This window comes from Pseudoalteromonas sp. HF66 (assembly GCF_011806445.1).
GTDB lineage: Bacteria > Pseudomonadota > Gammaproteobacteria > Enterobacterales > Alteromonadaceae > Pseudoalteromonas > Pseudoalteromonas apostichopi.
On sequence record NZ_JAATOU010000008.1, the window covers coordinates 114,074 to 126,589 of the forward strand.

Genomic DNA, 12,516 nt, shown 5'->3' on the forward strand with positions numbered 1-12,516 from the left:
CGAAATAGAGATTTCATACTATGCAATTTGATAGCACTAACAAACCCATTGGCATTAAACGTATTCGCCTAGCATTTAAAAACTCCCAACGTGCATTCACTTGGTTAGCAAAGCATGAGTCTGCTTTTAAACAAGAGCTGATACTGTTGGTCCTTGCCATAGCAGTGGTTTTTGTATGGCAAATTAACCTGTATGAGAAAATCATGCTGCTTGTATCTGTACTATTTGTGATGTTTGCTGAAGTCGTAAATACGGCAATTGAAGCCACAATAGACCGTGTAGGCCTTGAAATTCATCCATTATCAGGCCTAGCTAAAGACTTAGGATCAGCAGCCGTACTTATTGCCCTAACAATTTGTGCGCTGGTATGGGGCGGTGTGTTTGTAAACAATCTAAGTTAACTCGCTTTTTTATCATCAGGGGTGTCATTACAAAGTGCACAGTGGCGCCCTTTTGATGAATGATATAAACGGGTTGCGATAAAAATTGCCGTGGCAATAAAAGACCAAAGTAACGCAAAGCCTAATGCGCTGAGTGTCTCGTGACCTTTCAGTATTTCCACCATAAATAATAAAATAGCCACCAGCGTGAAAACTCTAGTGGCTCTTAAAACCCAAAATTTAATACCCATAACTTACTCCTTTAAATGAGACCCCTTTAAACGAGCCTCCTTTGAAAGAATGAGTGTAGTTCAAAATAAGAAAAACACCTTATAAATCCAGAACAGGCTCAGACAATATTTGTACGTTATTTTTAAATACCTCTAACAGCCCCGGCGGTGAGTGTTCAGTACCAAGTACGGTAACATGACATACATAACGATAACCGTTATTAGTAAAGGTATAAAAATGATTTCCGCCACTGCCATCAAAGCTTAGAGTGCCCCCTGTGATCACAAGGCTTGGCTCATCTTGCATAGATTGATCTATTTCCCATGCTGCATAGCGGTACTGATTATCAGCAAGCTCATCGATACGAATTAAGTGCTTTTTTGTTTGCCACGTTAATATCGGTTTTGTAAATTCACGAAGGCTTTTATGTAATGCTTGTTTTTGCTCGTCAATCAGTGCTTCGCGTCGTGCTTTTTCTGCCTCTGATTCATAAGGCACAGCCCAAATAGAGCCATCAAAGTCTAACCAAAATTTGCCTGAATCAAACATAATGCCGCGCCACCCCATCATTTCCCAGTCGTGGCGAATATTTGAATTCACGATTTTTTCGACAAACTCTTTATCAAAAATTTGCTCAAACTTTTCTATAAGCATTTGCTCATTTTCAATTGCTTGCAGAGGCGCTTTGCGCTGCAGAGGATAATGCACTCGCTTGGCGATTGCAGCTCTATCACCCGCTTTAAACGCCGCAACCACAGGTTTTACAATTTTTATATGTTTTGTTGCGGCTGTTGTTGAAAAAGAGATAAGGCAACCGAACAAAATTACCGCGAAAGACTTCATATGCCTACTTTAAAATTTAAAAACCAGATTATTCAAAGCGTAACAAATTTTTGTATATACAGTACAGGTGCTATTTCATTAACAACTCAATCTCAGCGCTTTGATTACCAAGCCTATCAATTGCAATTATCTTCATTGCCTCTAATGGTCGTTGTCCATAAGAAGCTGCAACAGAGAACGTACTCTCATCACTTGAGTAAATATGATAGTGCCACTGCTGCGCATATTTTAGATAGACAAGTAACTCAGACACTTGATCTGAATCTGGGTGTGTCCAAGTCAAATGAACATCGTCACCATCATATTTAACATCAACTTTAACAGCTGCTATTACTGACGCATCTAGCCAAGGAGTTTCTGGAATTAAGGCTTGATGTTGAAATACGCCTTTAGTAATCACATCACTCATCAATTGACTGCCTTCAAGCGCTGTAACATTCCAAAAAACTGTACCGGGTGAAGTTGATAAAAACCCACGATTTATCATAATTTGATTGACGACCTCATCAACACCAGTCTCATCAAATGAACGCAATGCATTAATGCCAGGCCATAAATGTCGCCCATGAGTGTTTTGTGATTGCCACCAGCTTAATAAGAGCGGGTAGCTTTGTGCATATTGATTAATTGGCCAATAAAGTTGCGGTGAAAAATAATCAAGCCAGCCTTCGTTAAGCCACAGCTTTGCATCAGCAAACAAGGTGTCATATTGATCCATACCACGAATAGTTTCAGGTTCATCAGGCCTATATATACCAAATGGGCTTATCCCAACAAGAACATGAGGCTTTGTTTGTTTAACTAATTTGTATAAGCTTTTCACAAAATGATTTACTGCTTCACGGCGCCAATCACCGATAGATAACTCACCACCTGCTTCTAAATACTGAGTGTATTGTTTAGCATCAGGAAAACCTTCATCGTTATTGTAAGAAGGATATGGGTAAAAGTAGTCATCATAGTGAATACCATCTAAATCATAGTTTTCTACAAGTTCCGTTAATACACTTAAAGTATGCGACACTACAGCTTGATCTGTAGGCAAAAACCAATAGGTCTCATTTTTTAGTTTCACTACTTTATCCGTCATTTTTTCAACAACTGAATGCTCTGAAACGGGGCCTCCAATGTGGTGATGAGCGCGGTATGGGTTTATCCATGCATGTAACTTTAAGCCTCGTTTATGTGCTTGTTCTATCCAAAATTTTAAAGGATCATAAAACGGTTCAGGTGCTTTTCCCTGCTTTCCAGTAAGATAATAAGACCATGGTTCATTCGTACTTTTATATAAACTGTCTGCTTGCGGTCTAACCTGAAAAATAACGGTATTGAAGTTATGTTGTTTTAGTAAATTAAGGATTTTAATTGCTTGTTGTTTTTGCTCAGCAACAGATAATCCAGGCTCTGATGGCCAATTAATGTTTGCAACGGTTGCTACCCATGCAGCACGAAACTCTCTTGCAACCTGAGGTTGCTGGATAGTGCCAAAAAACTGCTTTTCAATGTTCGTAGCCTCTTGTTTTTGCATAAAAACACACGCATTCAAAGCAAAGCAGATGAACAATAATAATAAATGTTTAAAATACACTGTATACCTCACAAAAAAGGCACAACAAAAACTTGTTGTGCCTACATGAATCTAATTCAAATAAGAAAATTAGAACTTCATTTGCGCGCCGACCAAGAAACGACGACCATAATCATGAATAGCTAAAGGGCGATTAGCATCTGGCATACCGGTGCTATTACCTGAAGTCGCTTTTTGCTCTTCATTTGTTAAGTTAATAGCTTGGAAAATAAGATTAAAATCTTCAGAAACATTGTAGCTTATATTCAAATCATACTGACCAAAACCATCTTTATACTGATTTAAACCAAGGTAATTTGTATAAAAATATTCTGAACGATAGGTATAAGAAACACGCGCACTGAAAGCTGTATTTTCGTAGTAAACAGTCGCGTTGAAGGTATCTTCTGAATTGTTAGGTAACACAGCCTCTTCACCCGCAGCTTTTTGCTCTGCAGTTTGCTCTAGCTCAGCATCTGAATAAGTGTAGTTCGTTTGAATGCCGAACCCATACATTAGCTTTTGCGTGTAGTTCACTTCAAAGCCGGAATTCTCACCACCTAGCCCGTTTTGCGGTTGAGTCACTAAGAAATCACGAACCTCTTCAACGCCAGTATCAGGGTCTGTCCATGTCCACTGCTTTTCAATAGTGGTATTGGTAATATACGAATCAATGTCTTTATAAAAATAAGCTAATGACAATATTGATGACTCATTAAAGTACCACTCAGCTGATAAATCATATTGAGTTGAACGATAAGGTTTTAAATCTGGATTGCCTTGTGAGCCTTTACAACCTGTTGCCGCTGCACAGTAGCCACTTTTACGCGCTGATAAAAAATCGTAGTCAGGACGAGACATTACTTTAGCTGCAGCAAAGCGAAGCACAACATCATCCGTAAAGTCATAGTTAATATTTACACTTGGTAAAAAGTCATCGTAGCTATTTGAACTATACACATCTTGAATATTTTCAGGCGCAAAACTACGTCCTGTGTATTCAACTGAACGAGAGTCAAGCTCTGTTTTAACTGCACGTACGCCCATATTACCGCGCCACTTATTGTGCTCGAACACAGCTTTGACGTATCCAGCCGTAACGGTTTCTTCTAGATCGAAGGTGTAGTCAAGGTGCTCATAAGGACCTGAAGTAGGACTTGTTGATGAAATCCAGTCTGCATATTGGTTATTATCAAACTGCCATAAAATGCCGTCACTAGCAGAATCACTTGCAAACATACCCAAATTAAAATTTTCACCTGCTGCTGAGACTTTTGGATAATTGGCTTTCATTAAACTGGCTGCTTTTGTATGCTCACGGTATTTTACACCCGCTTTAATTGCAGTGAAAAAACCAGTATCTAATAAATATTCAACATCAAATTGTGCATAAAGCTCATCAGAATCGTTGAATATATCATTTTTATGGTTGTAATCTAATCGATAATCTTCAGGGCTTAAATCTGCAGATAAAGTTACATCAGGCGTGCCGTTTTCTAATGTAAATGATGCATTTGTATTGGCGTAATACTCAGAATACACATCACTCACCTCACCATCCGCTTTACTATAACCAAATTGACCTGTAAGAGTGTAATCATCGGCTTTAAAAGTCACTTTTAAGTCATGCGCTTGAGTTTTAAATTCACCGCGATATCCCGCATTACCATAATAACCCAAGTTATTGTGTGCTGGTAAATCACCTGCGACAACCGTACCATCAACAATCACTGGGTTCTCAATATTAGCAATATTCTGTAAGATAAAACCGCTTGAATACGTGCCATATGATTCATGTTCTGACTTTGAATATAAGTTATTGAAAACAAATTCAAGATTATCATTAGCTGCGTATTGGAATGTCGCTGTTGCGGTATCTAAATCACTATCACTTGCGTAGCGGTTGTAACCCACTGCCCCTGGATAAAATTCTGCATTCCCATCTTGGTTGGCATCTGTGCTGCGATATCCAAAACGTACTTCTTTACTATCACGCTGCGTTGCCGTTTCTTTGTGGACAAAACCAACATTAAACCCAAAGTCTTGGGCTTCATTTTTCCATGAATATAAACCAGACACGTATGGCTTAGTTTCGTCTGCGTTTTCAAAATGAAATGCTTTTACTGAAAGCGCAGCATAGTTAGCTTCACTATCAAGCGGTTTACGTGTTTTTACTACAACAGTGCCGCCAATTGAACCCTCATCAATGTCAGCTTCAGCAGACTTATAAACCTCTAGAGTATCGACCATTTCTGCTGGTAATAATGAGTAATTAAAACCACGCGACGGGCGTGTAATTGATGCCGAAGCCGTTGCAGAAGCCACATTTTGGCCATTTAACAGCGTTATATTTAAATGAGGTGCTGTACCACGAATACTCACTCGATCGCTTTCACCGCCTAAGTCTTTCTCTACTTGCACGCCTGGAATACGCTGTAGTGCATCAGCAACTGTTTGATCAGGAAATTTACCGATATCTTCGGCAGAAACCGCATCAACAACGCTGTTTGAAAAACGTTTCATGTTGATACTTTTCTCAACTGACGCCGCATAGCCGCGTACTTCGATCTGCTCTATATCCTCTTTTGTAATTTTATTTTTTCCATCTTCTTGAGCAGCTGCAAAGGCAGTCGTACATGTTCCTAACACAAGTGTTGGGAGCAATGCTTTTTTAATACAAACAGTTAGCGTGGAGAATTTTTTATTCATGGAAATGTAACCCTATCGTTTTTAAAAAGTGAGAGATTTTGTGACTACAAACTACATAAATGCTCTTTTGAACAACAACTGGTAACAACTTTATTGCTACATTGCGGCTACAATAGTAGCAACGCCGCACAAAATCAAGATATTTTATTCTTGATTGAGCTGTAAATTAAAATATAAAATTCCTAAAAGACATCCAAAAAGACACCCTAAAAAAGGCAATAAAAATACCCCATTAAAATCAATTATTTGAATTTAAAATAAAAACAAGAACTTACAATTAAGCTGGTACCTAAAAAGCATTCTTAAAAGAAAGAATTATTCTAACAACAAATCAAACACAACATTGACACTTGCTCTGAAGGTAATCGATTCTTGTAAATACTTACCTTCTGGGACTGCATTAATACGTGAGCCCGTTACCATAATTTGTTCAATATTGTTGTTGCTACCATAGCCGAAGTGACTACCTACCTCTTGCGATTGAATACTATACACTCGACCAAGTTTCGCTTCGAATGCGCTAGCAAGGCTGCTCCCCTGTTGTTTGGCATTCACTACTGCCTTATTCAGAGCGACTTGCTCGTAGTCTGAGGCTTTCGTTGATAAAAGTTGAATTTGCTCGATTTGATTGACACCCACTTTAAGCGCAAAGTTTAAGAAACCATCCAAAAGAGAGAGTTGTTTAAGGCTGACTTTGAGCTTACGCGTGGCTCGAAAACCATCTTTAGCTGGGTTATCGTTTTCGTCATAACGCATATTGGGCTCAACAAATATCCGCCCCGCAGAGATACTTTTTTCGTCTATAGAAAAATTGCTTAATCCCGCAAGAAGTTTGTTCACTTGCGTATCGACTTGCTGCTTCGCTTGCAAACTTTCAGCTTTTACAGATTCAAACTCTAACGTGATATTAGCCATATCGGGAGCAGTACGCACAACAGCCTCACCTTTAACAACGATGTGGCGATTATCTGGTAAACTCGTTGCAGCCATCACAGAACTGGTACATAAAACCAATAGTAACAAAGATTTAAGCATCATAATCTCTCCCTAGAAAAAGTTATGATGCCTTGCTACGGTATGAAAGTATAGTAATACTATGCTTTAATGAAGTGTAAAAAAACCAAAGTTAGCAAGTCTGCACTCGCTACCGCATCGAAGTTAAGATGAGAGGAAATAAAATCTAAGCAGCTTTAGCTCGCCATCGCATTGTCGACGTAATCTTCGACCATATCTGCAAAATCTTGGTCAACAATGCCAAGTTCAGATAAGCATTGCTCTTTAATTTTAAACCACTCGCTTGAATACTGTTGGTGGCGCGCATAGTCCACAGCACTCTCTGCGCACTTTAAAATGGCATACGCCATACGCTGCTGCTCATCATTGCTTTGCTCTAAAAAGTGCGTGTTGTGATGATTTAAAATAACGTGACATAGTGGCTTAGGTAGGTGCCAAGATACCGATATAAAGTAGCCAATCACCGCATGGTCACACTGATAACGTGCTTGTTCAAGGTCTGTAATTGCGAGCTCTTTGGCTAGGTTTGCTTGCTTGAGTACCTCAACATAATCTCTAAATTTTAATGCCATAGCAGCAATACCTACATTATGAAAAAGCCCTAATGAATAAAGCTCATCCACTGGCATTAAAGACTTATAACGATTACCCAGCAACACACAGGCATTTGCAACTTCAACCGATTCATCCCAAAAGCGCTCTAAGCTAATACAAGCATTGCCTTTAAAGTTTTGCTTTAGGAGAGCCAAAGTTACCAGCCGATTAAGCTGATCTAACCCTAAAAACATCGCCGCTTGGCGTATATCACTTATGGTGCGTTGTAAGCCAAACACGGGGCTGTTGATTGTTTTTAATAATAAGGCCGAAAGGCTAATGTCACGTGATATTAAATTGGCTACTTTATCTAAGCTTGCATCAGATTTTTGCATTTCTTCGGCAATTTGGCTCAATAGCTCAGGTTTAGGTGGAATATGAAAACCGCGTTCGAGTGAAACTAGGTGTTGTTCATCTAAGTTGATCATTTGCCCAAGAGCCTCCGTTAATAAGCAACGAGCAATTTAATAGTTTAGATGTGTAAAATAACCTAAGAAGTTTGCCTTAGTATTGTTTGAGATCAATGTGTTGCGAAGAAAGGGAATTAATTCATAAAAAGCTAACACGGCATATTATGACACGTTGCTATAATATGCCGTCTTTTTGAAGGTTTGCGGTTTGCTTAGTGAGCAAGTACGCTTAGCCACTCATCAGGGTTTGCTAAAATGAACTCAAATACATCCTTGTTATTTAGAGTAATGCGAATTCCATCTGCTGTGATTGGCAAAATACCCGCACCTTTACCTGAACACTTATCAACGTTATTGATTTGCGCTCGTGAAAATCTGTATGGGCCTAAGCCTAACTCTTTATTAAACGGTTCAAAAACAATGTCTTGTTCAGTAACTAAAAGCTTACCATCCGCTTTTGCGACACCCGATTGAATAGTTGCTGCTGATTCTTTGACTGTGTGTGCGTGCATATCCTTTACTCCACTTAACAAATGAGTGTTAGCCTACACTCAATTAAACCTTAAAATAGCGTACCAACTTAAGATACAACAAGTACGAAAAAAGTACAGTTAAATCAATTAATTTCAAATCATTATTTTACAAAGGGCTTTTGAACACGTTAGATTACTTTTCCTTTGTATAGGACTTTTAATATTTTCATAAAAAAGCCGTCACAGCTTTTACCCTTTCTTATGTGAACAAATAAAAATGCGCTATGCTTAGAATAACAACAGGATAGGTGCCGTAAACTGATGATAAAAGCGTTGCAGCAAACTAAAAACAAGTTAAAAGTAAATGCCATTATCATGATTGCATTAGTAGCTTCGCTTACTGTTACCTCTTTATTCTTTTACAGAAATGTTGACTCACAATGGCATGACTATTCAAAAACCGCCGCTAACATTTATGTACTTCACGACAAGCTAATTCAAAAACTCGGTTATGGTGGCTTTATTCACCATTTTAAAAACCTAGTACTAAGAAAAAATACAGATCTATACCTACCGCCCATTGAAAATGAACTCCGCGAAATAAAAGAGATCTTTGCCAAACTTGGCGCAATAAAAGAATACGATCAAACAGCACTTATTGACGTTAAAAAAACGGTTAATGAGTATAAAAATAATCTCGACATTGTTTTAAAAATGATTGCTGATGGCGCAACTAGCGAGCAAATAGATTCCAAAGTTAAAGTAGATGATACAGAGGCATTGAAGGCACTTGCCGCGTTCGAGCAACATATAAACTTAACACTTAAAGAAAAAAGTATCGCAATTGATGAAAACTTCCAAATTGCTTATACCGTTCATGTTTTAACAATTATATTGCTCACCAGCATATTGCTTATTTACTTTAGAAAGCTTTCAAACTCTTATAAACAACAGATTGAGCTTACTGAACGTGCCTTAGAAGGCACAAGAATAAAATCAGAATTTTTAGCTAATATGAGTCATGAAATACGCACTCCACTTAATGGCATAATGGGGCTATTACAAATTTTGCAGCCGAACATTCAAAAACCGAAAAATATTGAAGTTGTTGCTAAGGCGCTGTTTTCTTGTCGGTCACTCCTTACCATTATCAACGATATTTTAGACTTTTCGAAAATGGAGGCGAACGAGCTTTCGATTGAGCAGGTGGATTTTTCGATGTCGAAGGTCGTTGAGTCGATCAATTCTGATTTTCTGCCGCTTTGTAACGAAAAAGCAATTGAATTAAACATAGATATAGACGATGACGTTGAAGATTTATGGATAGGAGACCCAGTTCGGGTTCGACAAATTATTTTAAACCTGGTTTCTAACGCCGTTAAATTTACCGAGCAAGGTGGCGTGCAAATAAAGGTTAATAAATCTTCGCAAAGCCAAAAGCAAGGTGTTGAGATAGAAGTGATTGATACCGGCATTGGTATGAATAAAGAGGGGTTAATGCATCTATTTAACCGTTTTCAGCAAGCCGATAACAGCATAACGCGGCGTTTTGGCGGTACAGGGTTGGGTATGTCGATCACCGCGAATCTCGTTAAACGGATGCATGGCCGTATTGATGTAGACAGCGCACTCGGTAAAGGCACCCATTTCACGGTTTATTTACCGCTCAAAGTATCTGAAAAGCAACACTTAAATGATAGCTTTACTGATGTAACCGCACCTGATTTATCGGCTAAAACCTTATTAATTGCTGAAGATAACCCACTCAATACTATGATCATCAAATCGATGCTTGCAGAAACCAACGCAGAACTTCACTTTGCAAAAGATGGTGCTGAAGCTGTCGAGCTATTTAAACAACTCAACCCCATTTTAGTTTTGATGGATATACAAATGCCAAATATGGGAGGGATCGAAGCTTGCTCCCATATTCGTAGTATTGATAAAGAGATTCCCGTTGTTGCCTTGACTGCCAACGTGATGAAAGAAAATATAATCGAATACATGAACTGTGGTTTTAATAGCCACGTAGGCAAACCCATTGAAAAGCATTTACTATTTAAAGCGCTGCATGATGCAATTGCAGTTAGCCGCGATGAGCTCATTGACTAAGCTTTTATAGTACAGCGATAACCCTCTGATTTTTAATTTCTTATAAATATACCAATTTTTTAAAGCGTAACTTATTACATATTTTCAATGAGTTATATTTGTAGATTACTACTAACTCCCTCTCTTATAGCGCTGTACAAATATCATTCGATATTAATTGACTTAGCTAAAAAGATCCCCCATAGTCGAAAAAACCATCAGTACACATTAGACCAAATTATAAAACCAAGTAGCAAACTAATTGCTATAAACAAAAATGTGGAGGAGATGCGTTATGAACCGTAAGTCAAAATTAATCTACCGTATTATGTTGGCCTCTAAGCTTCATAGCCGTAATAAAGAGATATCACTCGATACATTAAAACAAGGCTGTTGTCTAAGTGACTCTGAATTACTAACCATTTTAAAAGAGCTAGAAATTAAAAAACTGATCAGCTGGGATGCCAGTAAATCTGCTTTTATGATTTCAGCCTAGCTCAGCATATTTAAACGACAGCTTGGCTATGCATTGCTGTCGTTTTAACATATACCCGACCCGGTTTAATCATTTAAGTTTTTACCTTCCTAGCCCTTTAAATACACCTTTGAAAGATGAACTTAATCGATTACGTAAATATACTGTGAATACGTATGTACAAATTTGTTACACACAAACCTTGGGTATATATTTATCAGACTGTTTGTTAGTACACACAATTTAAATTGACAACAAGGTCTGACATGAATTCACTTCTTACCAAAAGCTTGCTTATATTTACACTGAGCTTACTCGCTGCATGTTCACAAACCACAAGTACAAAAAGTGCCTATGAACCAGAAGCCTATGTAAAAATAACTCATCCTGAATGGTCAAAAAATGCGGTACTTTATCAATTAAATACTCGCCAATTTACTCCAGAAGGAACCTTTATTGCAGCACAGCAACAGCTGCCTCGCTTAAAAGCATTAGGTGTAGATATTATTTGGCTCATGCCCATTAACCCTATTGGCGAAGAAAATCGCAAGGGCAGTTTAGGTAGCCCTTATTCTGTAAAAGATTACCGTAAAGTAAACCCTGAATTTGGCACATTGAATGATCTAAAAGCCTTTGTTGATAAAGCTCATGAAATGGGTATGTATGTTATTTTAGATTGGGTAGCGAATCACAGTGCCTGGGATAATTGGCTTCGCTATGAGCACCCTGATTGGTACGAGCGTGATTATCAAGGAAACTTTAGGCCAACGCCTTGGTGGGATTGGTCTGACATTATCGATTTTGATTATTCAAAGCCAGCGCTGCGTAAGTATATGACTGAATCAATGAAATACTGGGTAAAAGAAGTAGGTATTGATGGCTATCGCTGTGATGTGGCAGGCTTTGTACCCGTCGACTTTTGGAATAACGTTCGCCGTGAGCTTGATGAAATAAAGCCTGTTTTAATGCTGGCTGAGTGGGAATCTCGTGATTTACATGCTAAAGCATTCGATATGACTTACGCTTGGTCATGGTCTAAGCATATGCATAATATCGTAAATGCTCATGCCGATGTCAGCGCTCTCTTCCTTTATTATTCATGGAATGAAAGTGCATTCCCGGCCGAGGCGTACCGCCTTGTAGGTGTTGCAAATCACGACACCAATGCATGGGAAGGCACCATGTTCGAAAACTACGGCGATGCACTTGAAGCTGTAATTACACTTTCTGTGATTGGCGAAGGTTTCCCGATGATTTATAACGGACAAGAAGCTGGCAACGATAAACGACTCGCCTTTTTCGAACGCGATCCAATAAAGTGGCAAAAGCACCCTATCGGTGATTTATACCAATCGCTATTTGCACTCAAACATAACAATGAAGCCCTGTGGAATGGTCAATTTGGCGGCCGCATGGTACATGTACCAAACACCGCACCTAAGCAGGTGCTTAGCTTTGTTCGTGCAAAAGGAAACGATAAAGTATTTGCCGTATTCAATCTTTCAAAAGAGCCTAAAACTGTCAGCTTTAAAGAGCCGTTGTTTACAGGAAAATATAAAGAAGTACTTTCTAAAGAAATAGTTGAGTTTACTGAAAGCTCAGCACTAACCCTGCCTGCTTGGGGGTTTAAAGTATTCGCGAAATAACAATTTTGAGTGCACTTAAGAGAGCATGAATTCCTTTATCAATTCTTATAAAAAAAGGTGCCACTGCACCTTTTTTTTATTAT

General features: G+C 38.6%; 11 protein-coding genes. 4 read left to right on the forward strand and 7 right to left on the reverse strand.

The annotated features are described in order from the left end of the window. Positions 1-20: 20 nt before the first annotated feature. On the forward strand, positions 21-401 hold the full coding sequence (locus HCZ11_RS10130) for a diacylglycerol kinase (protein WP_130051050.1): 381 nt from the start codon (positions 21-23) through the stop codon (positions 399-401). On the opposite strand, the gene HCZ11_RS10135 is transcribed toward HCZ11_RS10130, so the two are convergent. The 7 genes from HCZ11_RS10135 to HCZ11_RS10165 form a co-directional block, all read right to left on the reverse strand. Continuing rightward, positions 398-631: a hypothetical protein gene (locus HCZ11_RS10135; protein WP_130051049.1), complete on the reverse strand. Its 234-nt coding sequence runs from the start codon at positions 629-631 to the stop codon at positions 398-400. The genes HCZ11_RS10130 and HCZ11_RS10135 overlap by 4 nt on opposite strands. A gap of 79 nt (positions 632-710) precedes the next feature. Continuing rightward, positions 711-1,454: a hypothetical protein gene (locus HCZ11_RS10140; protein ID WP_167658360.1), complete on the reverse strand. Its 744-nt coding sequence runs from the start codon at positions 1,452-1,454 to the stop codon at positions 711-713. A 70-nt stretch (positions 1,455-1,524) separates the two neighbouring features. After that, positions 1,525-2,982: a glycoside hydrolase family 10 protein gene (locus HCZ11_RS10145; protein ID WP_167658361.1), complete on the reverse strand. Its 1,458-nt coding sequence runs from the start codon at positions 2,980-2,982 to the stop codon at positions 1,525-1,527. Between the two features lie 129 nt (positions 2,983-3,111). After that, positions 3,112-5,730 carry a TonB-dependent receptor gene (locus HCZ11_RS10150; protein WP_167658362.1) on the reverse strand — a complete coding sequence of 873 codons (2,619 nt, stop codon included), beginning with the start codon at positions 5,728-5,730 and terminating at the stop codon, positions 3,112-3,114. 315 nt (positions 5,731-6,045) lie between these two features. Then, positions 6,046-6,768, reverse strand: coding sequence for an SIMPL domain-containing protein (locus HCZ11_RS10155; RefSeq protein ID WP_167658363.1), 723 nt, complete (start codon positions 6,766-6,768; stop codon positions 6,046-6,048). Positions 6,769-6,920: 152 nt separating this feature from the next. Then, entirely contained in the window at positions 6,921-7,766 is an 846-nt protein-coding gene (locus tag HCZ11_RS10160) for an HDOD domain-containing protein (RefSeq protein WP_130051044.1), read from the reverse strand. Between the two features lie 194 nt (positions 7,767-7,960). Next, positions 7,961-8,260, reverse strand: coding sequence for a hypothetical protein (locus tag HCZ11_RS10165; RefSeq protein WP_130051043.1), 300 nt, complete (start codon positions 8,258-8,260; stop codon positions 7,961-7,963). 282 nt (positions 8,261-8,542) lie between these two features. Between HCZ11_RS10165 and HCZ11_RS10170 the strand changes: the two genes are divergently transcribed. The 3 genes from HCZ11_RS10170 (at position 8,543) to HCZ11_RS10180 (ending at position 12,433) form a co-directional block, all read left to right on the forward strand. Continuing rightward, positions 8,543-10,333, forward strand: a complete 1,791-nt coding sequence (locus tag HCZ11_RS10170; protein ID WP_167658364.1) for an ATP-binding protein — start codon at positions 8,543-8,545, stop codon at positions 10,331-10,333. Between the two features lie 274 nt (positions 10,334-10,607). Beyond that, the gene (locus tag HCZ11_RS10175) at positions 10,608-10,808 is read left to right on the forward strand and encodes a hypothetical protein (RefSeq protein WP_130051041.1); all 201 of its coding nucleotides are present in this window, start codon (positions 10,608-10,610) and stop codon (positions 10,806-10,808) included. Positions 10,809-11,053: 245 nt separating this feature from the next. Further along, positions 11,054-12,433 carry an alpha-amylase family glycosyl hydrolase gene (locus HCZ11_RS10180; protein WP_167658365.1) on the forward strand — a complete coding sequence of 460 codons (1,380 nt, stop codon included), beginning with the start codon at positions 11,054-11,056 and terminating at the stop codon, positions 12,431-12,433. The last annotated feature ends 83 nt before the right edge of the window (positions 12,434-12,516 follow it).

Excerpts from the sequence above, each read along its gene's own strand:
- HCZ11_RS10135 (WP_130051049.1), bottom strand. The coding sequence starts at position 631 with ATGGGTATTAAATTTTGGGTTTTAAGAGCCACTAGAGTTTTCACGCTG.
- HCZ11_RS10175 (WP_130051041.1), top strand. The coding sequence starts at position 10,608 with ATGAACCGTAAGTCAAAATTAATCTACCGTATTATGTTGGCCTCTAAG.
- HCZ11_RS10155 (WP_167658363.1), bottom strand. The coding sequence starts at position 6,768 with ATGATGCTTAAATCTTTGTTACTATTGGTTTTATGTACCAGTTCTGTG.
- HCZ11_RS10150 (WP_167658362.1), bottom strand. The coding sequence starts at position 5,730 with ATGAATAAAAAATTCTCCACGCTAACTGTTTGTATTAAAAAAGCATTG.
- HCZ11_RS10140 (WP_167658360.1), bottom strand. The coding sequence starts at position 1,454 with ATGAAGTCTTTCGCGGTAATTTTGTTCGGTTGCCTTATCTCTTTTTCA.
- HCZ11_RS10180 (WP_167658365.1), top strand. The coding sequence starts at position 11,054 with ATGAATTCACTTCTTACCAAAAGCTTGCTTATATTTACACTGAGCTTA.
- HCZ11_RS10160 (WP_130051044.1), bottom strand. The coding sequence starts at position 7,766 with ATGATCAACTTAGATGAACAACACCTAGTTTCACTCGAACGCGGTTTT.
- HCZ11_RS10145 (WP_167658361.1), bottom strand. The coding sequence starts at position 2,982 with ATGCAAAAACAAGAGGCTACGAACATTGAAAAGCAGTTTTTTGGCACT.
- HCZ11_RS10165 (WP_130051043.1), bottom strand. The coding sequence starts at position 8,260 with ATGCACGCACACACAGTCAAAGAATCAGCAGCAACTATTCAATCGGGT.
- HCZ11_RS10130 (WP_130051050.1), top strand. The coding sequence starts at position 21 with ATGCAATTTGATAGCACTAACAAACCCATTGGCATTAAACGTATTCGC.
- HCZ11_RS10170 (WP_167658364.1), top strand. The coding sequence starts at position 8,543 with ATGATAAAAGCGTTGCAGCAAACTAAAAACAAGTTAAAAGTAAATGCC.